The organism is Pseudomonas sp. LAP_36, assembly GCF_019456785.1.
In the GTDB taxonomy this organism is placed as follows: Bacteria; Pseudomonadota; Gammaproteobacteria; order Pseudomonadales; family Pseudomonadaceae; genus Aquipseudomonas; species Aquipseudomonas tritici.
This window is the reverse complement of record NZ_JAHZMS010000006.1, coordinates 254,389-278,436: the sequence shown is the minus strand read 5'-3', so window position 1 is coordinate 278,436 and position 24,048 is coordinate 254,389. Positions and strand designations below refer to the sequence as shown.

20 protein-coding genes and 1 pseudogene are annotated in these 24,048 nt (G+C 61.3%); 12 read left to right on the top strand and 9 right to left on the bottom strand.

Annotated features, from left to right (window positions below; genetic code table 11):
- Positions 1–8: 8 nt before the first annotated feature.
- From pilM to hemE, 10 genes and pseudogenes are all read left to right on the top strand, one after another.
- A complete protein-coding gene (pilM, locus tag JBO08_RS20245; RefSeq protein WP_065875730.1) occupies positions 9–662 on the top strand; it encodes a type IV pilus biogenesis protein PilM in 654 nt (217 codons plus the stop codon).
- Positions 659–1,213: a PilN domain-containing protein gene (locus JBO08_RS20240; protein WP_065875729.1), complete on the top strand. Its 555-nt coding sequence runs from the start codon at positions 659–661 to the stop codon at positions 1,211–1,213. The genes pilM and JBO08_RS20240 overlap by 4 nt, the downstream gene beginning before the upstream one ends.
- On the top strand, positions 1,210–2,169 hold the full coding sequence (locus JBO08_RS20235) for a pilus assembly protein PilP (RefSeq protein ID WP_220074883.1): 960 nt from the start codon (positions 1,210–1,212) through the stop codon (positions 2,167–2,169). The genes JBO08_RS20240 and JBO08_RS20235 overlap by 4 nt, the downstream gene beginning before the upstream one ends.
- 138 nt (positions 2,170–2,307) lie before the next feature.
- Positions 2,308–3,564 (top strand): annotated as a pseudogene (locus JBO08_RS20230) (type IV pilus secretin PilQ); the annotation flags it as partial.
- A 4-nt stretch (positions 3,565–3,568) separates the two neighbouring features.
- Positions 3,569–4,087, top strand: a complete 519-nt coding sequence (gene aroK / locus JBO08_RS20225; RefSeq protein ID WP_010213757.1) for a shikimate kinase AroK — start codon at positions 3,569–3,571, stop codon at positions 4,085–4,087.
- A 125-nt stretch (positions 4,088–4,212) separates the two neighbouring features.
- Positions 4,213–5,313, top strand: a complete 1,101-nt coding sequence (gene aroB, locus JBO08_RS20220) for a 3-dehydroquinate synthase (protein WP_065875726.1) — start codon at positions 4,213–4,215, stop codon at positions 5,311–5,313.
- Positions 5,314–5,323: 10 nt separating this feature from the next.
- Positions 5,324–6,880, top strand: coding sequence for an SPOR domain-containing protein (locus JBO08_RS20215; protein WP_065875725.1), 1,557 nt, complete (start codon positions 5,324–5,326; stop codon positions 6,878–6,880).
- A 349-nt stretch (positions 6,881–7,229) separates the two neighbouring features.
- Positions 7,230–11,675, top strand: coding sequence for a glutamate synthase large subunit (gene gltB, locus JBO08_RS20210; protein WP_065910814.1), 4,446 nt, complete (start codon positions 7,230–7,232; stop codon positions 11,673–11,675).
- Between the two features lie 32 nt (positions 11,676–11,707).
- Positions 11,708–13,126 carry an FAD-dependent oxidoreductase gene (locus JBO08_RS20205; protein ID WP_053140574.1) on the top strand — a complete coding sequence of 473 codons (1,419 nt, stop codon included), beginning with the start codon at positions 11,708–11,710 and terminating at the stop codon, positions 13,124–13,126.
- A 230-nt stretch (positions 13,127–13,356) separates the two neighbouring features.
- Positions 13,357–14,424: a uroporphyrinogen decarboxylase gene (hemE, locus tag JBO08_RS20200; protein WP_065875723.1), complete on the top strand. Its 1,068-nt coding sequence runs from the start codon at positions 13,357–13,359 to the stop codon at positions 14,422–14,424.
- A gap of 119 nt (positions 14,425–14,543) precedes the next feature.
- Here hemE and JBO08_RS20195 read toward each other — a convergent pair whose 3' ends face one another.
- On the bottom strand, positions 14,544–15,818 hold the full coding sequence (locus JBO08_RS20195) for an MFS transporter (RefSeq protein WP_065875907.1): 1,275 nt from the start codon (positions 15,816–15,818) through the stop codon (positions 14,544–14,546).
- A 124-nt stretch (positions 15,819–15,942) separates the two neighbouring features.
- Between JBO08_RS20195 and JBO08_RS20190 the strand changes: the two genes are divergently transcribed.
- Together JBO08_RS20190 and JBO08_RS20185 are read left to right on the top strand one after the other, a co-directional pair.
- Positions 15,943–16,836 (top strand): LysR family transcriptional regulator, encoded by an 894-nt coding sequence (locus tag JBO08_RS20190; protein WP_065889142.1) that lies wholly within the window; start codon positions 15,943–15,945, stop codon positions 16,834–16,836.
- 87 nt (positions 16,837–16,923) lie between these two features.
- Positions 16,924–17,310 carry a type II toxin-antitoxin system PemK/MazF family toxin gene (locus JBO08_RS20185; RefSeq protein WP_065889141.1) on the top strand — a complete coding sequence of 129 codons (387 nt, stop codon included), beginning with the start codon at positions 16,924–16,926 and terminating at the stop codon, positions 17,308–17,310.
- 210 nt (positions 17,311–17,520) lie between these two features.
- Here the strand turns inward: JBO08_RS20185 and JBO08_RS20180 are convergent, their stop codons facing one another.
- From JBO08_RS20180 to JBO08_RS20145, 8 genes are read right to left on the bottom strand one after another with little or no spacing between them, the layout of a single operon-like run.
- Positions 17,521–17,964: a hypothetical protein gene (locus tag JBO08_RS20180; protein ID WP_065875720.1), complete on the bottom strand. Its 444-nt coding sequence runs from the start codon at positions 17,962–17,964 to the stop codon at positions 17,521–17,523.
- A 26-nt stretch (positions 17,965–17,990) separates the two neighbouring features.
- Positions 17,991–19,217: a beta-ketoacyl-ACP synthase gene (locus JBO08_RS20175; protein ID WP_065875719.1), complete on the bottom strand. Its 1,227-nt coding sequence runs from the start codon at positions 19,215–19,217 to the stop codon at positions 17,991–17,993.
- Positions 19,217–19,945 (bottom strand): 3-oxoacyl-ACP reductase FabG, encoded by a 729-nt coding sequence (gene fabG, locus JBO08_RS20170; RefSeq protein ID WP_065875718.1) that lies wholly within the window; start codon positions 19,943–19,945, stop codon positions 19,217–19,219. Before fabG ends, JBO08_RS20175 begins: the two co-directional genes overlap by 1 nt.
- A complete protein-coding gene (locus tag JBO08_RS20165; RefSeq protein WP_065875717.1) occupies positions 19,942–20,403 on the bottom strand; it encodes a hotdog family protein in 462 nt (153 codons plus the stop codon). Before JBO08_RS20165 ends, fabG begins: the two co-directional genes overlap by 4 nt.
- A complete protein-coding gene (locus tag JBO08_RS20160; protein WP_065875716.1) occupies positions 20,400–21,566 on the bottom strand; it encodes a beta-ketoacyl-[acyl-carrier-protein] synthase family protein in 1,167 nt (388 codons plus the stop codon). Before JBO08_RS20160 ends, JBO08_RS20165 begins: the two co-directional genes overlap by 4 nt.
- A complete protein-coding gene (locus JBO08_RS20155) occupies positions 21,563–22,045 on the bottom strand; it encodes a hypothetical protein (protein ID WP_065875715.1) in 483 nt (160 codons plus the stop codon). The genes JBO08_RS20160 and JBO08_RS20155 overlap by 4 nt, the downstream gene beginning before the upstream one ends.
- Positions 22,042–22,776, bottom strand: coding sequence for a class I SAM-dependent methyltransferase (locus JBO08_RS20150; RefSeq protein ID WP_065875714.1), 735 nt, complete (start codon positions 22,774–22,776; stop codon positions 22,042–22,044). Before JBO08_RS20150 ends, JBO08_RS20155 begins: the two co-directional genes overlap by 4 nt.
- Positions 22,773–24,020, bottom strand: a complete 1,248-nt coding sequence (locus tag JBO08_RS20145; protein WP_225930673.1) for an NAD(P)/FAD-dependent oxidoreductase — start codon at positions 24,018–24,020, stop codon at positions 22,773–22,775. Before JBO08_RS20145 ends, JBO08_RS20150 begins: the two co-directional genes overlap by 4 nt.
- Positions 24,021–24,048: the final 28 nt, after the last annotated feature.

Sequence of the window (24,048 nt, the reverse complement as noted above, 5' to 3'; positions counted from 1 at the left end):
GGAGTTTTATGAGAAAGGGATTTTTCACGCGAAAAGCCGACACCTTGCTAGGTGTCGACATCAATGACACGACCATCCGGCTGATCGAGCTGGGTCGCTCAGTTTCGGGGTTCAACGTTCAAGGCTATGTTACACAGGCGTTGCCTGCGCACACGGTGGTCGACGGCACATTCCTCGATCTCGAGGGTGTAGGGCGCACCTTGCGCAGTGCGTTGTCGCGGTTATCGACGTCGGCCCGTGGTGCCGCCGCCTCTGTGGCCGGGCCTTCGGTGATCACGCGGATGATCGAAATGGAAGCGGGGCTCACAGACGATGAGATGACCTGGATGATCCAGATGGAGGCAGACCAGTACATTCCTTATCCATTGGATGACGTGGCCATCGACTTTCAGGTGCGCGGGCCGACGGCACTTGACCCAGGCCGTGTCGAGGTACTGCTCGCTGCATGCCTCAAGGATCAGGTGGAAGCCCGCGAGGCAGTTTTGGCCCTGGCGGGGCTGGTGCCGAAGGTGGTCGATGTCGAAGCGTTTGCATTGGCGCGCGCTTGCAGTCACGATTTCGCCAGCTTCACGCCGAGCCATCGAGTGGATAGTGCACAATGGGCCGTGGATGCCCAAGGGATGGGAATTGCTTGCGGGTTGGCCCTGAGGAGTTTCGCTTGAAGACACGAATCAACCTACTGCCTTGGCGCCAGGCGCTGGCAGAGCGGCGTCGCAAGAATTTGCTGGCGTGTTTGCTGGTGTTCGCTTGTGCGGCGCTGGCGACGGTGTGGCTGGCGGATCAGGTGATCGACCAAGCCATTGATCGTCAGGTGACTCGCAATGACCACCTGGGCAAGGAAATCACCGGCCTGGATTCACGCATCAAGACCATCGATGACCTGCAGGAGCAAAGCCAGCAACTGGCGCAGCGCATGAAAGTCGTGCAAGACCTGCACGATGCCCGCTCGAATGGTGCTCAGCTGTTGGATCAGTTGGCGCGTGCGGTCCCTGACGGTGTGCACCTGCATGAAGTGGTGGCGAAGGGCGATACGGTGAGTATCAGCGGCAGCGCTGAATCCAGCCAGGACATCGCCCAGTTGATGCGCCGCCTGGAGGCCGCGGAAGGCGCCCATTCGACGCGGCTGCAACATGTGCGGACGGATGGCGCGCGCGGCAACAATGAGTTCCAGCTGATGGTCCGTCAGGGAGAGTCCACCGAGGCTCAACCTTGAGCCTGCTGAGGCTCAATCTTTCTGCACTCACTCACAACGCTGCAAAATGGCCCTTACCCGGCAAGGCCCTGTTGGGCTGTGCGCTGGCGGGTCTGGTGTTTGTGGTGGGCGACCTTGCGTACCTGAGTCCTTCGCGGGCGCGGTTACATCAGGTCGAGGCGCGGGAAGTGGCCCTGCAGCAGCAAGTCGCACAAAAAACTGTCCTGGCTGCCAGCCTTGAGGCGCGCACGCAACAGCTTCAGTTGATGCAGGCGAAGGTCGATGAGCTTTTGCAGGCGTTGCCGAGCGAGTCAGAAATGCCCGGCTTGCTGGAAGACGTTGCGCGTCTGGCACTGGCCAATGGTTTGTTGGTTGAGAGCGTCACCCCGTTGGATGCGTTGTCTCGGCCGTTCTATCACGAACAACCTGTGCAGATCGGCGTCGCGGGCGCTTATCACGACCTGGCGATGTTCCTGAGTGGCCTGGGTAACCTGTCGCGCATCGCCACGGTGCACGATGTGGCCTTTAGGCGTGATGGCAAGCTTTTACGCCTTGACCTGCTGGCCAAGACTTACTGGCATGCCCAGGGCGGTGGGCGAGGCGGGCAAGGGCTGCGGTTTGTCTACGACTCATTGGGGCTGCGCGATCCTTTTCAATTGCTTGCCGTTCAGGTTGACCACGTGTCTGGTCGGCCAGCCCGCGCGCCAGACCTCGGCCGGCCACGTGGTGTACTGGAAAGCCTCCCGATGGAGCAGTTTGAAATGGTCGGCACGCTGTCCCGTGGGGTGCGAGCTTTCGCCCTGCTGCGTGCGGCATCCAAGGTGCACCGCCTGGCGGTCGGTGACTACCTGGGGCCGGACCATGGGCGGATCACTGCCATCCATGAACGTTACATAGAACTGGTCGAGCTGTTTCCTGATGGTCAGGGCGCCTGGCTCGAGCGCCCACGAACGCTGGTGTTAAACCTCAATTCATAATGGAATCAAGCAATGAAAAGGACTTTTTCGTCCGTCGGTGTGGCGCTATGGATAGCGTTCACGGCACCGATGGCTACTGCTGTGCCCAATCGTGTGGATCTGATCCAGTTGCCGCCTCCCGGCAGCGCCACGTCAAGCGCCTACACAGGCGACAAGCTGAACCTTAACTTCCAGAGCATCGAGTTGCGTACCGCGTTGCAGCAAATTGCCGATGTGGCAGGCCTCAACCTGGTAGCGAGCGACGACGTGCAGGGCTCGATCACGCTGCGCCTCAAGGATGTGCCCTGGGACCAGGCGCTGGACCTGGTATTGCAAGCCAAGGGATTGGATAAGCGGGTAAAGGCCGGCGTATTGCTGGTGGCGCCTGCCGAGGAGTTGGCCGCGCGTGAGCTGCTGACCCTTGAGTCGCGCAAGCAAATGGCCGAACTGGCGCCGTTGCGCCGTGAGCTGTTGCAAGTCAATTACGCCAAGGCGGCGGACCTGGCCAAGCTGTTCCAATCGGTCACGGGCCTCGAGGGCGTCACCGATGAGCGAGGCTCGGTGGCGGTCGATGATCGCACCAACAACATCATTGCCTACCAGACCGGGGAGCGGCTCGAGGAGCTGCGGCGGATCGTGGCTCAGCTGGATATTCCGGTGCGCCAGGTCATGATCGAGGCGCGGATTGTCGAGGCCAATGTCGATTACGACAAAAGCCTGGGCGCGCGCTGGGGTGGCCGGCTGAATCGCGGAAACTGGGGCGCGGGGGGTATCCCCAAGCCTCAGTCTGAGGGCGCGGAACCACCAGAGAACCCACCCAGCTCACCCTTTGTGGATTTGGGTTCGCTGACCGGCACCTCGGGCCTGGGCATCGCCTTTATCACCGATAACTTGCTGCTGGACCTGGAACTCACCGCCATGGAGAAAACCGGCAACGGCGAAATCGTCTCGCAACCCAAAGTGGTCACCTCCGACAAGGAAACCGCGCGCATCCTCAAGGGCACCGAGATTCCTTATCAGGAATCCAGTTCCAGTGGCGCCACTTCGGTGTCGTTCAAGGAAGCGTCGCTGTCGCTGGAGGTCACCCCGCAAATCACCCCCGACGACCGCGTGATCATGGAGGTCAAGGTCACCAAGGATGAGCCCGATTACCTGAACAAACTCAACGACGTGCCGCCGATCAAGAAAAACGAGGTCAATGCCAAGGTGTTGGTGAAGGATGGCGAGACCATTGTTATCGGCGGGGTTTTCTCCAATACCCAAAGCAAAGTGGTAGATAAAGTGCCATTTTTGGGCGATGTGCCGTATCTTGGCCGCCTTTTCCGGCGCGATGTGCTGGCGGAGAAAAAATCCGAGCTGCTGGTATTCCTGACTCCGCGTATTATGAATAACCAGGCGATTGCTGTGAGTCGTTGATTCTGTGCGAAATTTGATTCTTGTAGGACCGATGGGGGCTGGAAAAAGCACCATCGGCCGTTTGCTGGCCAAAGAGCTGCGCCTGCCATTCAAAGATTCCGACAAGGAAATTGAATTGCGCACGGGTGCCAATATCCCATGGATCTTCGATAAGGAAGGCGAGCTGGGCTTTCGTGACCGCGAGCAGGCGATGATCGCCGAGCTGTGTGGCTGCGATGGCGTGGTATTGGCGACTGGCGGTGGCGCGGTGATGCGCGACGAAAACCGCCGCGCGCTGCATGCCGGTGGTCGGGTGGTCTATCTGCATGCGTCAGTCGAGCAGCAGGTGGGCCGCACCGCCCGCGATCGCAATCGCCCATTGCTGCGTACGGCCAACCCGGAGAAAACCCTGCGGGACCTGCTCACGCTACGCGATCCGCTGTACCGGGAGATCGCCGATCTGGTGGTGGAAACCGATGAGCGGCCCCCACGGATGGTGGTCCTCGACATTCTCGAGCGTCTGCAACGGCTGCCACCCCGTTAAAGCCGGGCCCGAAATGCGCTATTCTCGGCGGCGCGCTATCACCCTGCGGGGTGTGGCGTAGAGCCATCAGGTGATGTCAGATCTTGGCGTTGCCGGTCGTCAATACATCTCTAACGCGGGGACACATGCAGACACTTAAGGTCGATCTAGGCGAGCGCAGCTACCCGATCCATATTGGCGAAGGTCTGCTGGACCAGCCCGAGTTGCTCGCACCGCACATTGCCGGGCGGCAAGTGGCGATCATCTCCAACGAAACGGTCGCGCCGCTGTATCTTGAGCGTTTGAGCCGAAGCCTGTCGGCGTACTCGGTTATCTCTGTGATCTTGCCCGACGGCGAAGCCCACAAGAACTGGGAAACCCTGCAACTGATCTTTGATGGCTTGCTGACCGCACGCCATGACCGCCGCACCACTGTGATTGCTTTGGGCGGCGGCGTGATCGGTGATATGGCCGGCTTCGCAGCCGCCTGTTACCAGCGTGGCGTGGACTTTATCCAGGTGCCGACCACTCTGTTGTCCCAAGTCGATTCGTCGGTGGGCGGCAAGACCGGGATCAACCACCCGCTGGGCAAGAACATGGTGGGCGCGTTCTATCAGCCTCAAGCCGTGCTGATCGACACCGCGACCCTCAACACCCTGCCGCCGCGCGAGTTGTCGGCGGGCCTGGCGGAAGTCATCAAGTATGGGTTGATCTGCGACGAGCCGTTCCTGACCTGGCTGGAAGAACATGTAGACGCATTGCGCAACCTCGACCAGGTGGCACTGACCGAAGCGATTTCCCGTTCCTGCGCCGCCAAGGCGCTGGTGGTGAATGCCGACGAACGGGAGTCCGGTGTGCGGGCCACGTTAAATCTGGGCCACACCTTCGGCCATGCGATCGAAACGCACATGGGCTATGGTGTGTGGCTACATGGCGAGGCCGTGGCTGCTGGCACGGTGATGGCGTTGGAGATGTCGCAACGCTTGGGCTGGATCAGCGCCCAGGAGCGTGATCGCGGTATCCACCTGTTCCAGCGCGCCGGTTTGCCGGTCATTCCGCCTGAGGAGATGACTGAGGCGGACTTCCTCGAACATATGGCGATAGACAAGAAAGTGATCGACGGTCGACTGCGACTGGTGCTGCTGCGCCACATGGGCGAAGCGGTAGTGACCGACGATTATCCAAAAGAGATTTTACAAGCCACGCTGGGAGCGGATTACCGTGCCCTGGCTCAGCTGAAAGGTTAATCAGATCCCGATGACTAGTTTGCATGCCGACGAGGCGTTCCTCGGCCACTACCAGTTAAGCCACGACCCCTTTGCTCCACGGGTGCCTGGTTTCAAATTTTTCCCGGCCCAGCGCAAGCCGGTGCTTGGTCAGTTGCATCACCTCGCGCGCTACAGCCAACTGCTGCTGGTCGTGACCGGCCCGTTGGGCAGCGGCAAGACGCTGCTGCGCCAGGCCCTGGTGGCCAGCACCAACAAGCAATCGGTACAGAGCGTGGTGGTGTCAGCCCGTGGTGCCGGTGATGCGGCGGGCGTGTTGCGCCAGGTTGCCCAGGCGCTGGACGTGGCCACAGCCGAGCCGAACGCGATCCTCAAGCAGGTTGTGCAACTCGGTCTGACCGGCCAGGAAGTCTACCTGCTGGTGGATGACGCCGAGCAGCTTGACGAATCGGCGCTGGAAGCGCTGTTGGCGCTGGCGGCGGGCACGCCGGAAGGTCGCCCGCACGTGTTCCTGTTTGGTGAATCGTCGTTGATCGCCGACCTCGAGCAGATCAGCGGTGATCAGGAGCTGTTCCACGTCATCGAGCTGCAGCCGTACGAAGAGGAAGAAACCCGCGAATACCTGGCTCAACGCCTGGAAGGCGCCGGGGCGGGTATCGAACTTTTCTCCGCTGCGCAGATCTCTGATATTCACGAAAGCTCCGACGGCTGGCCTGGCAACATCAATCAGGTTGCCCGCGATGCCATGATCGAAGCCATGATTGCCAGCCGCACCGCGGTCAAGCGTCCAAAGATGGGGTTCACTATGCCTAAGAAGCACGTATTGGCGATTTCCGCCGTTGTCGTGGTCGCTGTAGCGGCTGCCTGGTTGATCCCGGGCCGCAGCAAAGCACCGACCACTGCCGGCGCGCCAACCGAACAGGCGCAGTTGCCACTGGGCAAGCCCACGCCAAACGTTGAATTTGCCAACTCCGGCCAACCGACCAACCTGCCGATGGTCGGCCAACCGGTAATGCGTGGCCCGCTCGCTGAAGAAGCGGGTGGCATTTCCGAAGGTGACGACGGTGTACCGGTGGAAGGTTCCAGCGCTACGCCGCCGACCGTGACCACCACCGCACCACCTGCGGGCGTGCCAGCGGGCCAGCCGGCTGCCAAGCCAACACCTGCGCCTACGGCGGTCGCCACTGCCAAGCCTGCGCCAGTGACCAAGCCGGTCACGCCAGCACCTGCCGCCAAGCCAGCTCCGGCTGCCAAGCCTGCTGAAAAACCAGCCGCCACCGTCGCCAAAGCCGGCGCCGCTGGCAGCAGCTGGTACGCCAGCCAGCCTACCGGCAATTTCGTGGTGCAGATCCTTGGCACCAGCTCCGAAGCCAATGCCCAGGCGTTCGTGAAAGAGCAGGGCGGCGAGTACCGTTACTTCAAGAAAGTGCTCAACGGCAAGCCTCTCTACGTGATCACCTACGGCAACTTCTCCAGCCGTGCAGCCGCAGATTCCGCGATCAAATCCTTGCCAGCGAAGGTTCAGGCTGGTAAACCTTGGCCTCGCACTGTTGCCAGCGTTCAACAAGAACTCGCAACAACTCGCTGAAGGTCCGGCGGCCTTACCCAGGCCGCCCTCCCGGCACCTCAAAAAAACGACAACAGCGTGCAGCCCTGAAGGCCGCGCGCTTTGTGGTGTCTGCGTCACGTAGCTTTTGAGTCGTAGCGGTCAGAATTAAAAAAGTTTTGACTAGCACAGCATATCGCTTTAAACCTTTCATAAATGCGACATAGATTTGCGACATTTCGTCGCTAAATTTGTGAGCGTCTGTGTCGGTGTGTACAATGACCTCCCTTTTGCCCCCGCTAAGCCGGCGTACGTTCGGCGTGGAAGGTAACTGGTTGAATTGAAAAGAAATTTGCCTCGGTATAAGAGGCAGCCTGGTGAGAAAGTGTCTATGAAAGCAGGTCTGTATCAACCCGATGAATTCAAGGATAACTGTGGTTTCGGCCTGATAGCCCATATGCAGGGCGAGCCCAGTCATACCCTTCTGCAAACGGCCATCGAGGCCCTGACCTGCATGACCCACCGCGGTGGGATCAACGCCGACGGCAAGACCGGTGACGGTTGTGGCTTGCTCATTCAAAAGCCCGACCAGTTCCTGCGCGCCATCGCCCAACAGCATTTCGCGGTCGACCTGCCCAAGCAGTACGCCGTGGGCATGGTGTTTTTCAACCAGGACCCGGTCAAAGCCGAGGCCGCTCGCGAGAACATGAACCGCGAGATCCTCGCTGCCGGCCTGCAACTCGTTGGCTGGCGCAAAGTGCCGATCGACACCAGCGTGCTCGGCCGCCTGGCCCTTGAGCGCCTACCGCAGATCGAACAAGTGTTCATCGCCGGCGACGGCCTGAGCGACCAGGACATGGCGATCAAACTGTTCACCTCGCGTCGTCGTTCGTCCGTGTCCAACGCCGCTGATACTGAGCACTACATCTGCAGCTTTTCGCACAAAACCATCATTTATAAAGGCCTGATGATGCCGGCGGACCTCACCGCCTTTTATCCAGACCTGAGCGATGAACGCCTGCAAACCGCAATCTGCGTGTTTCACCAGCGTTTCTCCACCAACACTCTGCCGAAATGGCCGCTGGCCCAGCCATTCCGCTTCCTCGCCCACAACGGCGAGATCAACACCATCACCGGCAACCGCAACTGGGCCGTGGCCCGTCGCACCAAGTTCGCCAACGATTTGATGGATTTGGAAGAGCTCGGCCCGCTGGTCAACCGCGTAGGTTCCGACTCTTCCAGCATGGACAACATGCTCGAGCTGATGGTCACCGGCGGCATCGACCTGTTCCGTGGCGTGCGCATGATCATTCCGCCAGCGTGGCAGAACGTCGAGACCATGGACCCCGATCTGCGGGCATTCTATGAGTACAACTCGATGCACATGGAACCGTGGGACGGCCCGGCTGGTGTGGTAATGACCGACGGCCGCTATGCGGTGTGCCTGCTCGACCGTAACGGTCTGCGCCCGGCGCGTTGGGTCACCACCACCAACGGTTTCATTACCCTGGCGTCGGAAATCGGCGTGTGGAACTACAAACCGGAAGACGTCATTGCTAAAGGCCGCGTAGGCCCTGGCCAGATACTCGCCGTGGACACCGAAACCGGGCAGATCCTCGACACCGACGCCATCGACAACCGTTTGAAGTCCCGTCACCCCTACAAGCAATGGCTGCGCAAGAACGCCCTGCGCATCCAGGCGACCATGGAAGACAACGACCACGGTTCGGCTTTCTACGACGTCGACCAGCTCAAGCAGTACATGAAGATGTACCAGGTCACGTTTGAAGAGCGCGACCAGGTGCTGCGTCCGCTCGGTGAACAAGGCTACGAGGCGGTCGGCTCCATGGGCGATGACACGCCAATGGCCGTGCTGTCCCAGCGCGTGCGTACGCCGTACGACTATTTCCGCCAGCAGTTCGCCCAGGTGACCAACCCACCGATCGACCCGCTGCGCGAAGCCATCGTGATGTCCCTGGAAGTGTGCCTCGGTGCCGAGCGCAATATCTTCCAGGAATCGCCTGAGCACGCCTCCCGCGTCATCCTCAGCTCGCCTGTGATTTCCCCGGCCAAGTGGCGCTCGTTGATGACCCTGGATCGCCCAGGCTTCGACCGCCAGATCATCGACCTGAACTACGACGAAAGCCTCGGCCTTGAAGCTGCTGTGCGCAACGTCGCCGACCAGGCCGAAGAAGCCGTGCGCGCCGGTCGTACCCAAATCGTGCTGACCGACCGTCACATCGCGCCGGGCAAGCTGCCGATCCACGCCTCCCTGGCGACCGGTGCGGTACACCACCGCCTGACCGAAAAAGGCCTGCGTTGCGACTCCAATATTCTCGTGGAAACTGCCACCGCCCGCGACCCGCACCACTTCGCGGTGCTGATCGGTTTCGGCGCCTCGGCGGTGTACCCGTTCCTCGCGTACGAAGTGCTGGGTGACCTGATCCGCACCGGTGAAGTGCTGGGCGACCTCTATGAGGTGTTCAAGAACTACCGTAAGGGCATCACCAAGGGCCTGTTGAAGATCCTGTCGAAGATGGGCATTTCCACCGTCACCTCGTACCGTGGCGCTCAATTGTTCGAAGCCATCGGCCTGTCCGAAGAAGTGTGCGATTTGAGCTTCCGTGGCGTGCCAAGCCGCATCAAGGGCGCGCGTTTCGTCGACATCGAAGCCGAGCAAAAAGCCTTGGCAGCCGAAGCCTGGAGCGCGCGCAAGCCGATCCAGCAAGGCGGCCTGCTCAAATTCGTACACGGTGGCGAATACCACGCCTACAACCCGGACGTGGTCAGCACCCTGCAAGCCGCCGTGCAGCAGGGCGACTACGCCAAGTTCAAGGAATACACCGCGTTGGTGGATAACCGCCCGGTGTCGATGATCCGCGACCTGTTCAAGGTGAAAACCCTGGACACGCCGCTGGCCATCAGTGAAGTCGAGCCGCTGGAGTCGATCCTCAAACGCTTCGACTCTGCTGGTATTTCCCTGGGCGCCTTGTCGCCTGAGGCTCACGAAGCCCTGGCCGAAGCCATGAACCGCCTGGGCGCGCGTTCCAACTCCGGCGAAGGCGGCGAAGACCCGGCGCGCTACGGCACCCTCAAGAGCTCGAAAATCAAACAGGTGGCGACCGGCCGTTTCGGTGTAACCCCGGAATACCTGGTCAACGCCGAAGTGCTGCAGATCAAGGTTGCCCAGGGCGCCAAGCCCGGTGAGGGCGGCCAGCTGCCCGGTGGCAAGGTCAACGGTTTGATCGCCAAGCTGCGTTACGCAGTGCCGGGCGTCACATTGATTTCGCCTCCGCCGCACCACGACATCTATTCGATTGAAGATTTGTCGCAGCTGATTTTCGACCTGAAACAAGTCAACCCGCAGGCCCTGGTCTCGGTGAAACTGGTCGCGGAAGCAGGCGTGGGCACCATCGCCGCTGGTGTGGCGAAGGCCTATGCCGACCTGATCACCATCTCCGGCTACGACGGCGGCACCGGCGCATCGCCGCTGACCTCGATCAAGTACGCCGGCGCACCGTGGGAACTCGGCCTGGCTGAAACCCACCAGACCCTGCGCGGCAACGACCTGCGCGGTAAAGTCCGTGTGCAGACTGACGGCGGCCTGAAAACCGGCCTCGACGTGATCAAGGCTGCAATCCTCGGTGCTGAAAGCTTCGGCTTCGGCACCGCGCCAATGATCGCGCTGGGCTGCAAATACCTGCGCATCTGCCACCTGAACAACTGCGCCACCGGTGTGGCGACGCAGAACGAGAAGCTGCGCAAGGATCACTACATCGGCACCGTCGACATGGTGGTGAATTTCTTCACCTACGTCGCCGAAGAAACCCGTGAGTGGCTGGCCAAGCTGGGCGTGCGCTCCCTCGAAGAGCTGATCGGCCGCACCGATCTGCTGGACATTCTCGAAGGCCAGACCGCCAAGCAAAACCACCTGGACCTGACGCCGTTGTTGGGCAGCGACCACATCCCGGCAGACAAGCCACAGTTCTGCCAAGTGGACCGCAACCCGCCGTTCGACAAAGGCCTGCTGGCTGAAAAGATGGTCGAAATGGCCGGCGGCTCGATCAACGACGCCAGCGGTGGCGAATTTGCCCTGGATATCTGCAACTGCGACCGCTCCATCGGCGCACGCGTCTCCGGCGAAATCGCGCGCAAGCACGGCAACCAAGGCATGGCGAAGTCGCCAATCACCTTCCGCTTCAAGGGCACTGCGGGCCAGAGCTTTGGCGTGTGGAACGCCGGCGGCTTGCACATGTACCTGGAAGGCGACGCCAACGACTACGTGGGCAAGGGCATGACCGGCGGTAAGCTGGTGATCGTTCCGCCTAAAGGTAGCGTTTACAAGACCCAGGACAGTGCCATCATCGGCAACACCTGCTTGTACGGCGCCACCGGTGGCAAGCTGTTCGCCGCCGGTACCGCCGGTGAGCGTTTCGCCGTGCGTAACTCCGGTGCTCACACCGTGGTGGAAGGCACTGGCGATCACTGCTGCGAGTACATGACCGGGGGCTTTGTCGCGGTATTGGGCAAGACCGGTTACAACTTCGGTTCAGGCATGACCGGCGGTTTTGCCTACGTGCTCGACCAGGACAACACCTTCGTCGACAAGGTCAACCACGAATTGGTCGAGATCCAGCGGATCAGCGGCGAAGCCATGGAATCCTATCGGAACCACTTGCAGCACGTGCTGGACGAGTACGTTGAGGAGACCGGCAGCGAATGGGGTCGTAACCTCGCCGAAAACCTCGATGATTACCTGCGTCGTTTCTGGCTGGTCAAGCCCAAGGCTGCCAACCTGAAATCGTTGCTTTCCAGCATCCGTGCCAACCCGCAGTGATATGCGCCTGAAGAGTTTGATGAGGTTTTAACATGGCTGAACGTCTGAATAACGACTTCCAGTTCATCGATGTCGGGCGCAAAGATCCGAAGAAGAAACTGTTGCGTCAACGCAAGAAAGAGTTCGTGGAAATCTACGAACCCTTCAAACCCCAGCACTCGGCCGACCAGGCCCACCGCTGCCTGGGTTGCGGTAACCCGTATTGCGAATGGAAGTGCCCGGTGCACAACTTCATTCCCAACTGGCTGAAATTGGTGGCCGAGGGCAACATCCTCGCCGCCGCCGAGCTGTCGCACCAGACCAACACCCTGCCGGAAGTGTGCGGCCGGGTGTGCCCGCAAGACCGTCTGTGCGAGGGTGCCTGCACCCTCAACGACGGCTTCGGCGCGGTGACTATCGGTTCGGTGGAGAAGTACATCACCGACACCGCGTTCGCCATGGGCTGGCGCCCGGACATGTCCAAGGTCAAGCCGACCGGCAAGCGCGTCGCGATCATCGGTGCCGGGCCTGCTGGCCTGGGCTGCGCCGACGTGCTGGTACGGGGTGGCGTGACCCCGGTGGTGTTCGACAAGAACCCGGAAATCGGCGGCCTGCTGACCTTCGGCATCCCCGAGTTCAAGCTGGAAAAAACCGTACTGAGCAACCGTCGCGAAGTGTTCACCGGCATGGGCATCGAGTTCCGCCTGAACACCGAGATCGGCAAAGACGTGACCATGGAGCAACTGCTCGAAGAATACGATGCCGTATTCATGGGCATGGGCACCTACACCTACATGAAGGGCGGCTTCGCCGGTGAGGACCTGCCAGGCGTGTATGACGCGTTGGACTTCCTGATCGCCAACGTCAACCGCAACCTGGGCTTTGAAAAGTCGCCGGAAGATTTCGTCGACATGAAAGGCAAGAAGGTCGTGGTACTCGGCGGTGGTGACACCGCGATGGACTGCAACCGCACGTCGATCCGCCAGGGCGCCAAGTCGGTGACCTGTGCGTACCGTCGTGACGAAGCCAACATGCCCGGCTCGCGCAAAGAGGTGAAGAACGCCAAGGAAGAAGGCGTGAAATTCCTCTATAACCGCCAGCCGATTGCCATCGTCGGTGAAGACCGCGTTGAAGGCGTGAAGGTGGTCGAGACCCGTCTCGGCGAACCGGACGCCCGTGGCCGTCGCAGCCCTGAGCCGATCCCGGGCTCCGAAGAGATCATCCCGGCTGACGCCGTGGTCATCGCCTTCGGCTTCCGCCCAAGCCCGGCGCCGTGGTTCGAGCAGTTCGAGATTCAGACCGACAGCCAGGGCCGCGTTGTAGCCCCGGAACAAGGCCAGTACAAGCACCAGACCAGCAACCCGAAGATTTTTGCCGGTGGCGATATGGTGCGCGGTTCTGACTTGGTGGTGACCGCGATCTTCGAAGGCCGCAACGCCGCCGAAGGGATCCTGGATTACCTGCAGGTCTGATCTGAAATACGCTCAAATGTGGGAGCTGGCTTGCCTGCGATAGCGGTGTAACAGTCACAGGATGTATCGACTGATCCACCGCAATCGCAGGCAAGCCAGCTCCCACATTGGTTTCCAGCGTGTTCAAGAGATTGCGACAAATTGACCCGATAGACAAAAGGCACGGCTCACTCCGTGCCTTTTGCGTCCGGCTCTGAGAAAATGCCCGCACTTTTTTTGCGGATGCCGACATGACTGCCCTCAAGAACGACCGTTTCCTTCGTGCCCTGCTCAAGCAACCCGTGGACGTCACCCCCGTGTGGATGATGCGCCAGGCCGGTCGCTACCTGCCGGAATACCGCGCCAGTCGCGCCCACGCCGGCGACTTCATGAGCCTGTGCATGAACCCGGAGTTCGCCTGCGAAGTCACGATGCAGCCGCTGGACCGCTATCCGCAACTGGATGCGGCCATCCTTTTCTCCGACATCCTCACCATCCCTGACGCCATGGGGCAAGGCCTGTACTTCGAAACCGGCGAAGGCCCGCGTTTCAAGAAAGTCGTCAGCACGTTGGCCGACATCGAAGCCCTGCCGATCCCGGACCCGCACAAGGACCTGGGCTACGTGATGGACGCCGTCAGCACCATCCGCCGTGAACTCAACGGCCGCGTGCCGCTGATCGGCTTCTCCGGCAGCCCATGGACCCTGGCCACCTACATGGTCGAAGGCGGTTCGTCGAAAGACTTCCGCAAGACCAAGGCCATGCTCTACGACAACCCGCACGCCATGCACCTGCTGCTGGACAAGCTCGCTCAGTCGGTCACTTCCTACCTTAACGGCCAGATCATGGCCGGCGCGCAAGCGGTGCAGATCTTCGACACCTGGGGCGGCAACCTGTCGGCGGCGGCCTACCAGGAGTTCTCCCTAGCCTACATGCGCAAAATCGTCAGCGGCCTGATCCGCGAACACGAAGGCCGCAAGGTTCCGGTCATTCTGTTCACCAAGGGCGGCGGCCTGTGGCTGGAAAGCATCGCCGACGCAGGTGCCGATGCCCTGGGCCTGGACTGGACCTGCGACATTGGCGAAGCACGCCGTCGTGTCGGCAACCAAGTCGCGCTGCAAGGCAACATGGACCCGACCGTGCTGTACGCCAAGCCGGAAGCGATCCGCACCGAAGTCGGCCGAATCCTGGCCAGCTACGGCAAGGGCACCGGGCACGTGTTCAACCTGGGCCATGGCATCACCCCGGAAGTGAACCCGGAACATGCCGGTGCGTTCCTGCGTGCGGTGCACGAGCTGTCGGCGCAGTATCACGAATAAACGCAAAACCAATGTGGGAGGGGGCTTGCTCCCGATAGCGGTGTTTCAGTCACCAGATTCATTGGCTGACACACTGCAATCGGGGGCAAGCCCCCTCCCACATTAAAAGCAAGATCGCGTCAGGCCCGCACATTCCCCAACGGCGGCAACTTCGCCAACTTCAACGCCACCAGCAACGCGCCGATCAGCAGCGCGATGATGAACGCTCCAATCCCATTCCACCCGGCAAAATGCCAGAAGAACCCGCCTGCCGTCCCGGCAATACTCGACCCCACGTAGTAGCAGAACAGGTACAGCGACGACGCCTGCCCCTTGGCCTTCACCGCGCGTCGGCCGATCCAGCTGCTGGCCACTGAGTGGGCGCCGAAGAAGCCGAAGGTGAAGATCAGCATGCCCGGCACGATCAGCCATAGCGGTGTGAGCAAGGTCAGCGTCATGCCCGCGAGCATCAGCACGATAGTCGCCCAGAGCACGCGACGGCGCCCGAGGCGGTCGGCCAGGGAACCGATCTTCGCCGAGCTGTAGATCCCCGAGAGGTATACCAGCGACAGCAGGCCGACCACGGCTTGGCTGAGGTCGTAGGGATCGGCCAGCAGGCGGTAGCCGATGTAGTTGAACATCGTCACGAACGCACCCATCAGCAGGAACGCTTCAAGGAACAGCCACGGCAGGCCCGCGTCCTTGAAGTGCATGACAAAACCGTCCACCAGGCTGCGCGGCTTGAGGCTGCTGGCGCGGAAGTTGCGCGATTCGGGGAGGATTTTCCAGAACACCGTGGCGGCGATCAGCGCCAGGGCGCCAATGATCAGCATTGCGGTGTGCCAACTGACGAAGTCGATCAACACGCCGATGATCAGGCGCCCGCTCATGCCGCCAATCGCGTTGCCACCAATGTACAGGCCCATGGCCAGGCCGATGTGCTGCGGGTGGATCTCTTCGCTCAGGTAGGTCATGGCCACGGCGGCCAGGCCGCTCAGCGACAGGCCCACCAGTGCACGCATGAATAAAATCCCTTCCCAGGACGGCATCAAACCACTGGCAATCGTCGCGAGCGCTGCGCAGAACAACGCGGCGACCATCACCGGTTTACGTCCCAGGGTGTCGGAAATCGGCCCGGTAATCAGCAGGCCCAGCGCGAGCATCGCGGTGGACACGGACAGGATCAGGCTGCTTTGCGCTGCATTGATGGAAAACTCGTGGGACAGCGCCGGCATCATCGGTTGCACGCAATACAGCAGGGCAAAGGTGGCGAAACCACCGGAGAACAGCGCCAGTACCGTGCGCATGAACATCGGCGTGCCCTTTTCGATGTACGCGTCATTGAGCTGGGCCACCACCTCATCCAGGGCAGTGGGCGGGACCTCTTGAGCGAGTGGAGCGACAGCAGAATTCACGGGGACCTCGTGGAGGAAGAACGTGCCAGGACCGGCCATGCAAAAAAGAATATAGCTGGCTAATGATTCTTTCCAATATATTGTTCGACCTGTTTGATAGCTTTTGCGACCTAATGAGGCTTGTATGGAATTGCGTCACTTGCGGTACTTCATTGCCGTGGCCGAAGAACTGCACTTTGGCCGGGCTGCGCAGGTGCTGGGCATCTCGCAGCCGCCGCTGAGCCAGCAGATACAGGCGCTGGAACAGGAAGTAGGGGCACGCTTGTTTGAGCGTACCAATCGTCGGGTCGAGCTGAGCGAGGCGGGGCGGTTGTTCCTGAATGAGGCGCGATTGGTGCTGGCTCAGGTCGACAAAGCGGCGGACGTGGCGCGCCGGGCGCAGTTGGGTGAGCTGGGCGAATTGAAGATCGGCTTCACGTCATCGGCACCGTTTAACTCCAGCATTCCCCAAGCGATCTTTGCGTTTCGCCAGGCATTCCCGGCGGTGCACCTGAGTCTGCAGGAGATGAGCAGCACCGAAGTGGCTGACTCGCTGGTGGATGAGTCGATTCAGGTCGGACTGATGCGGCCATTACCGTTGCCGGATTCACTGAGTGTGGTCGAGCTGATGCGCGAGCCATTGGTGGCCGTAATGAACGCTGGCCACCCGTTGGTAGCAGGCAGTGAGCGTGGCCTGCACCTGGCGCAGCTGGCGGAAGAGCCATTCGTGTTTTTCCCGCGCAGCTACGGCAGTGGGCTCTACGCGCAGTTGCTCAGCCTGTGCCGTGACGCCGGGTTTAGCCCGCACTTTGCCCAGGAAGCGGGGGAGGCGATGACCATCATTGGCCTGGTTGCGGCGGGGCTGGGCGTGTCGGTGTTGCCGGCCTCTTATCAGCGCATACGGATAGACGGGGTGGTGTATCGCACGCTGCTGGATCAGGAGGCGGTGACGGCGGTGTGGCTGGTGCAGCGAAAAGGCGCGCAGACGCCGATGGCTGCGGCGTTTGTGGAGTTGTTGACGCGCAAGGCGGTAGTGTAGGCACCGTCACATATCAGGTAACGCAACCGGCTTAGTTATTCGCCGGAAAGTTACGCAGAATCGCTTTTTCTCAAGCGAGTGATATGGATGGCACTTCTCTATCAGCCCAAGGAGGGCAGCGTGTTGATCTGTGATTTCCGAGGTTACGAAGTACCGGAAATCATCAAGATCCGCCCGGTCATTGTGATACGCAAGCACCGAACCAATAAGTTGCTGGTGACGGTTGTACCCTTGAGTACCACTGCCCCGCAGACGATTCTGGATCACCATTTGCAACTCGATAGTCATCTTCAAGGAGCGAGCCCTATCTGCTGGGCAAAATGTGACATTGTGGCGACCGTCAGCCTGGGCAGGCTCGACCGAATCAAAAGCAAAGACCGTCATGGCAAACGAACTTACAAAATCGCTGAACTCACCTCTGATCAGTTTCTAGCGATAAAAGCGGCGGTGCGCAGTGCGCTGGGGTTGCGCTGAGGGATGAGCGGCACTCTGCCACGGGTTGCTGGGAAACTGTTTTCAGGCATACTGCACAAGTTCCCGAAAGGGGCTTGTGAGACTCTGAGGATCCTGGGCAACCAGCCATCGCAGAGCCGGGCAGGAAGCGGCGATGACAAGCCAACCTGTTTGTGAAGAGGGCGCCGAAAGGCGCCCTTTGTCGTTTCTGGAGCGCAGCGAGCTCCAGTTTTATTTCGAAGTGCCCGTCTGCTCAAACAACTGCGCCGCAGTCCCAGACTCATTCACGCCAGTGTTGCGCAACGCCGCCATGATGTCGCGGTCCAGCATGCTCACCCAGCGGTTGTAGTTGCGATGGATCTTGCCATCCTTGTAGCCCAGTTCGCGGCTGTCGCGGTAGGTGATGGCGTAGCTGTTGCGGGTGTAGCGGATGTCGATGGCGGCGTAGTACTGGTTGCGCACGGTGATCTCGGCCTGCACCAGTTGTGGGCTCAGGCGTTGTACCGTCCATTCGCGCTTTTGCAGGGCGTTGACGATCACCGTTTTCATTTTCTCTTCGCTGACCTGGGCAGTGGCCGGCAGGTCGTGCTGGGTGTTGAGCACCGGTTTGCTGGTGCAGCCAGCGGTGGTCAGCAAGGCCAGGGTGATCAGGGTCGCGCGTAGCAAGGAAGACATTCCGTATTCTCCAATCGATTAAAAAGTCAGGACCAGCGGCGGAAGATCAGCGAGGTGTTGACGCCGCCAAAGGCAAAGTTGTTGTTCATCACGTAATCGTTGTGCATCTCGCGGAATTCACCTTGCAGGTAATCCAGCTCGCCGCATTGCGGGTCGACTGAATCCAGGTTGAAGGTGTGCACGTATTGGTTGCGGTTCATCATCTCGATGCTAAACCACGACTCCAGTGCGCCGCACGCACCCAAGGTGTGACCGAGAAAGCTCTTCTGCGAACTGATGGGCATGCGGGCGCCGAACAGGCTGCTGGTGGCCTGCGTCTCGGCAATGTCGCCCTGGTCGGTGGCAGTACCATGGCCGTTCACGTAGCCGATAGCGGAAGGCTCAAGCCCGGCATCTTCAAGAGCCAGTTCCATCGCGCGGCGCATGGTTTTCTGCTCCGGACGGGTGGTGTGCTGGCCGTCGGCGTTACTGCCAAAGCCGACAATCTCGGCGTGGATATGCGCACCCCGCGCCAAGGCGTGTTCCAGTTCTTCGAGCACCAGCATGCCGCCACCTTCGCCGATCACCAGGCCATCGCGGCCGCTGTCATAGGGGCGTGGGCTGGTTTGCGGCGCGTCGTTTTTCAGGCTGGTGGCGTAGAGCGCGTCGAACACCATGGCTTCGGTGGGGCACAGTTCCTCGGCGCCGCCGGCGAGCATCAATGGCAGGCGGCCGAACTTGATCGCTTCATAGGCATAGCCGATGCCCTGGCTGCCGCTGGTGCAGGCGCTCGACGTAGGGATCAGCCGCCCGGTGAGGCCAAAGAAGATGCTGATATTCGCCGCCGTGGTGTGCGGCATCATGCGCACGTAGGAGTTGGCATTCAGCCCCTCGGCGACCGAGTTCAACAGCATATTGCCGAACGCCTTGATCTCGTCGGTGCTGCCGGTGGACGAGCCACACGCCACACCCATGCGCCCGTCCTTGATCGACTCGTCGCCGAGTAAACCGGCGTCTTGCAACGCCTGTTCCGCCGCCCACACCGCCAGGCGCGACACCCGGCCCATGCTGCGCAGTTGCTTGCGCGTCCAGTGCGCGGGCACGACAAAATCGTCGATCGGTCCGGCCAGGCGCGTGTTCAATTCAGTAAAGCGGTCCCACTCGTCCATGCGCCGGATGCCGCTGCGGTTGGCGCGGAAGTTGGCGGAAATGGTCGCCCAATCCCCGCCCAGGGAGGTCATGCCGGCCATGCCGGTGACGACGACGCGTTTCATCAGCACAGGCCTCCATTCACCGCCAGGACCTGGCGCGTGATATAGCCGGCTTCGGCCGACATCAGGAAGTTCACTGCGCCGGCCACCTCTTCAGGCGTGCCCATGCGCTGCGCCGGGATCATCTTCATCAGCTCTTCCACCGGTACGTTTTCATCCAGCATCGCGGTGTCGATCAAGCCGGGTGCGACGCAGTTGACGGTGATCTTGCGCTTGCCCAGCTCGATGGCCAGGGCCTTTGCCGCGCCGATCAACCCGGCTTTGGAGGCACTGTAATTAACCTGGCCACGGTTGCCGATCAATCCGGAAACCGAGGTGATGCACACAATGCGCCCGGCGGCGCGACGACGAATCATCGGCATCATCACCGGGTGCAGGACGTTGTAGAAACCGTCGAGGTTGGTGCGCATCACCACGTCCCAATCGTCTTCCGACAGCGCCGGAAACGCACCGTCACGGGTCAGACCTGCGTTGAGCACCACGCCGTAATAGGCGCCGTGTTGCTCTACGTCGGCTTCAAGGATTTCCTTGCACGTCGCGCGATCCGCCACATCGAATTGCAGCACCCGCGCCTGGCGGCCCAGGGCTTCAACCTCGGCCTGTACCGCCTCGGCGTCGCTACGGCCACTGCGGCAATGCAGCACGATGTCATGCCCGGCCTGTGCCAGGCGCAGCGCGATGGCGCGGCCGATGCCACGGCTGGAGCCGGTGACCAGTACGGATTCAGTCATGGCGATACGTCCTTCGATTCATCTAAATAGGTGGCCGCCTGGGGCGGTCGAAATACATTCAAGCGGGCGCTGGCCTGGATACCGCTGCCGGTAAGGTGGCATTCGAACACACCCATGCCGTTGTCGTCTTCCAGGGAGCGCAGGCCGTGGATCGTCAGCTCGGCGTCTGCCGGGAAGTGCTCCACGTTACACTCGAACTTACGTGTGCCGAGCAGGAAGCCCAGTTCCACCGCTTCGCCTTTCTGGCGGGCGCGGCAACCGGCATAGGCGGCGACGCTTTGTGCCATCAACTCGATGCCGACCCAGGCCGGGAGGCTGCCGTCCGGGCGGTTGAACAGGCCGCCGGGCTTGATAGTGGCACGGGTACGAATCTGCTCTTCATCGAACGACAGCACCTGGTCGATCAGGATCATGTCGCCGGCATGAGGCAGCAGTTCGGCGAGTGGCCAATCAATCATGGGGCCTCTCCGATAATCAGGCTGACATTGTTGCCGCCGAAGGCAAATGAATTGCTCATCAGGCAGCGTTTTTCCAGGGCTTGCGCGGCCTGCGCCCACTGCAGGGCGGGCAGTGCCGGGTCGGCCTGGCCGTCCCATACATGCGGTGGCACCCGTTTATGGACCAGGCTCAACCAGCAGAATGCCGCTTCCAGGGCGCCGGCTGCGCCCAGGGTATGCCCGCTCATGGGTTTGGTCGACGAGCAGGCCACGCCTTCCGGGAACAGGCCGGCGACTGCCAGGCTTTCCATGGCGTCGTTATGCTGGGTGGCGGTGCCGTGCAGGTTCAGATAACCGATCTGTTCGGGCTGCAACTTTGCGCTGGCGAGCGCCTTGCGCATCGACTGCAACGCACCTTTGCCGGAGGGCTCGGGCGCGGAAATATGGTGCGCATCGCAACTCGCGCCGCTGCCTAACAGGGCGATCGGCGCCGGTTTCTTGCTCATCAGGAACAACACCGCTGCTTCGCCGATATTGATGCCGTTGCGGTTCGCCGAAAACGGGTTGCAGCGCTGGTTCGACACGGCATCCAGCGCGGTAAAGCCATTGAGGGTCAACTTGCACAAACTGTCGACGCCGCCGCAGATCACCGCATCGCACACGCCCAGGTCCAGCAGGCGCTGGGCACTCATCAGCGCGCGGGCGCTGGAGGTGCAGGCGGTGGAGATCACGTAGGCCGGGCCACTCAGTTGCAGCCAGTCGGCGAGGAAGTTTGCCGGGGCACTGAGTTCCTGTTGCTGGTAGTCGTAGTCGCCGGGGAACTGGTTTTCCCGAAGGTAAAGGGCAATCCCGCGACTGGCTTCGTCGATGCCCGAGGTGCTGGTGCCGAGCACAATACCAACCCGTGATGCGCCGTGGGTATTGATCGCCTGGCGGAGCTCGTCTTCGATCTGCAACGCTGCTTCCAGCAGCAACTGGTTATTGCGGCTGCTCTGCTGGCCCAGTTCTACCGGGATGGTTGCGAGTTCGCCGCGCACACCGGCCACCGGCAGCACGCGCTCCGGCACCCAGCCGCTTTCGGCGCGCATGCCCGAGCAGTCACCGGCAAACAGGCTGCGGCTGACTTCGGCCTGGCCACGGCCGAGGGCGCAGATGATGCCCAGGGCGTTGAGGTAGGCGGTCATCGGGCAGCCCCGAGCGGCGTAATGCGGTAGCTCAAGGGCTGCCCGGTCATGTTCACGCTGAAGACCTCGGACGATTGATACACGATCTGCCAATGCCCCGGCAGGGTGCGCGTCAGGTCCATCGCCTGCGCGCTGGGGTAGAGTGCGCGCACGTCATTTGCCGATGTCAGCGCAAACAGCAATGCGGCAAACAGCTCCCTGGCCTGCGGATTTGGCGGCAGCAAACCATCGGCCTGCCACTCGCCATTGATCAGCTTTTGGCGGGCCTGTGGGATGCCCAGCGGGTCCATCATCGACCACCGAATCGCCGCGCCTTCGTGCTGGATCACCAGCAGCCAGTCCTGGCTCTGGCCGTCGGCCAGGCGCTGCACATGCAGTTGCAGCGGCAGGGCCAGGGCCGGCGTTTTCTCGGGCAGCGGTGGCTGGCTGGCGCAGGCGCTCAGCAGCAACAGACAGCCGATCAAGAGCATGCGCATCATGGGGCAGTACTCGCCAGGGGTTTGCGGGCCACGCAGTTGACCAGGGTTTCTTCGCGCTGGCCCACTGGCGGCGCCTTGCGCAGGCCCCAGCGCTCGAGCAGGCCGAAGTCGCTGGAGCGGCTCCACCACAAATACGGGTACGAGACGTTCTGCGGGCCAAACTCGAAGCCCTGCTCGCGGAGCATCTGCAGGTACGCTTCGGCGCTTTTCTGCACGTGCATGGGGTGGCGAAACAGCCAACGGATGACCCAGGTATCGATATAGGCTTCGGTGGACTCGGCAAACAGCAGATAGCCGCCGGGCTTGAGTACACGGTAGAACTCTTTGAGGGCGCGGTGCTGTTCAACCAGATGGTGGAAGGTCTGGTGGCAGAACAGGATGTCGACGCTGGCGTCCGGCACGTCGAGGGTGGCGCAGTCGCTGCCGATCAGTTCGACGCTCAAGCCTTGGCGCGTGGCCTCAACCTGGCTCAACTCCAGGCTGTGGGGGTCAGCGTCCAGGCCGATCAACCGTGAAGGCGCAAATACCTGCTGCAACAGCGTGAAGGATTTGCCCTGCCCGCAACCGGCATCCAGCAATACCGGCGCCTCAGGCAATGGCTCCGTGAACAGGCTGCGCAAGTCGTTGATCGCCACGCGTAACACGCGATGCTGCCAGGTGTGACTGCGCAGGAACCAGAGGCCGAATTTGGTTTCTTCGACGTAGTGCTTACTTAAATACTGGCTGCTCATACCGGTTCACTCGCACAAATCTCCGACAACATCCGCAGCCGCCGTTTGGGCTCACTCACAAACGGGTTGCGCTCATCCCACGCGTAGCCGGCGAGGATCGCACTGATCATCCGACGAATCTCCGGCGAGCTGCTCGGATGGAAAATCACATCCTGGAAGGTCCCGGCGTACCAGCCTTCGACGTAGCAGCGAAACGTGTCGACACCCCGTTTCAACGGGGCGGCGAACTCGGTTTGCCAGTCGACGGTTTCGCCTTTGAGCTGACGGTGCAGCACACCGGCGGCCATGCTCGCCGAACGCATGGCGATGGTCACCCCCGAGGAGAACACCGGGTCGAGGAACTCCGCCGCGTTGCCCAGCAGCGCAAAGCCCGGGCCGTGCAGGGTTTTGACGTTGGCCGAATAGCCGCCGATGGTGCGCGCCGGCGTATCCCACACAGCGTTTTGCAGCACGCCGGACAGGCTTGGGGTTTCATCGATAAAGCCGCGCAGACAGGCATCGAGGTCGCCGTCGCGGCCGTCGAAATGCTCCTTGGCCGCAACCACGCCCACCGAGCAGCGGCCGTTGCTGAACGGGATGGTCCAGAACCAGATATCGCGCTGGGTCGGGTGGGTGGTCACGAGGATCTTGGTGCGGTCGAAGCCTGGGTGTTCGATGTGGTCTGCAACATGCGTGAATACGGCCTGGCGCACCGGAAAAGTCGACGGTACGTCCAGGTCCAGCAGGCGCGGCAACACACGGCCATAGCCGCTGGCGTCGAGCACGAACTTGGCCTTGAGGTGGTACTCGCTGCCGTTTTCGCGACGTACGTGCAGGTAGCGGCACTCGCCGCTGAAATCCACACCGACGATGGTTTCGCCGTAGCGGATCTCTACGCCCTGCACGGCTGCCTGATCCGCCAGCAACTTGTCGAACTCGCCGCGCTGCACCTGAAAGGTGGTGGGCTTGCCGTTGCTGAACGTATCGCTGAAATCAAACGCGCTGTAGCGCTCGCCCCAGGCGAATGCGGCACCTGTTTTCACCTGGAAACCCGCCGCCTGTACGGCGTCGAGCATGCCGGCTTCTTCGATAAAGTCGATGCAGTGGGACAGCAGGCTTTCGCCAATCGAGAAGCGTGGAAAATGCTGGCGCTCGATGATCAATACATCATGCCCTTTGCGCTTTAACAGCGCGGCGGCGATGGCCCCGGACGGACCGGCACCGATCACCACCACCTGGCGACGTTCCATTTCAACTGTGGGCACGAGGGCTCCTTGCCACATTGGCATTAAT

Bases quoted from the DNA above. Each gene is read 5' to 3' on its own strand.
- pilM (WP_065875730.1), top strand. From the start codon at position 9: ATGAGAAAGGGATTTTTCACGCGAAAAGCCGACACCTTGCTAGGTGTC.
- aroB (WP_065875726.1), top strand. From the start codon at position 4,213: ATGCAGACACTTAAGGTCGATCTAGGCGAGCGCAGCTACCCGATCCAT.
- JBO08_RS20215 (WP_065875725.1), top strand. From the start codon at position 5,324: ATGACTAGTTTGCATGCCGACGAGGCGTTCCTCGGCCACTACCAGTTA.
- gltB (WP_065910814.1), top strand. From the start codon at position 7,230: ATGAAAGCAGGTCTGTATCAACCCGATGAATTCAAGGATAACTGTGGT.
- JBO08_RS20205 (WP_053140574.1), top strand. From the start codon at position 11,708: ATGGCTGAACGTCTGAATAACGACTTCCAGTTCATCGATGTCGGGCGC.
- hemE (WP_065875723.1), top strand. From the start codon at position 13,357: ATGACTGCCCTCAAGAACGACCGTTTCCTTCGTGCCCTGCTCAAGCAA.
- JBO08_RS20190 (WP_065889142.1), top strand. From the start codon at position 15,943: ATGGAATTGCGTCACTTGCGGTACTTCATTGCCGTGGCCGAAGAACTG.
- JBO08_RS20185 (WP_065889141.1), top strand. From the start codon at position 16,924: ATGGCACTTCTCTATCAGCCCAAGGAGGGCAGCGTGTTGATCTGTGAT.
- JBO08_RS20180 (WP_065875720.1), bottom strand. From the start codon at position 17,964: ATGTCTTCCTTGCTACGCGCGACCCTGATCACCCTGGCCTTGCTGACC.
- JBO08_RS20175 (WP_065875719.1), bottom strand. From the start codon at position 19,217: ATGAAACGCGTCGTCGTCACCGGCATGGCCGGCATGACCTCCCTGGGC.
- fabG (WP_065875718.1), bottom strand. From the start codon at position 19,945: ATGACTGAATCCGTACTGGTCACCGGCTCCAGCCGTGGCATCGGCCGC.
- JBO08_RS20165 (WP_065875717.1), bottom strand. From the start codon at position 20,403: ATGATTGATTGGCCACTCGCCGAACTGCTGCCTCATGCCGGCGACATG.
- JBO08_RS20160 (WP_065875716.1), bottom strand. From the start codon at position 21,566: ATGACCGCCTACCTCAACGCCCTGGGCATCATCTGCGCCCTCGGCCGT.
- JBO08_RS20155 (WP_065875715.1), bottom strand. From the start codon at position 22,045: ATGATGCGCATGCTCTTGATCGGCTGTCTGTTGCTGCTGAGCGCCTGC.
- JBO08_RS20150 (WP_065875714.1), bottom strand. From the start codon at position 22,776: ATGAGCAGCCAGTATTTAAGTAAGCACTACGTCGAAGAAACCAAATTC.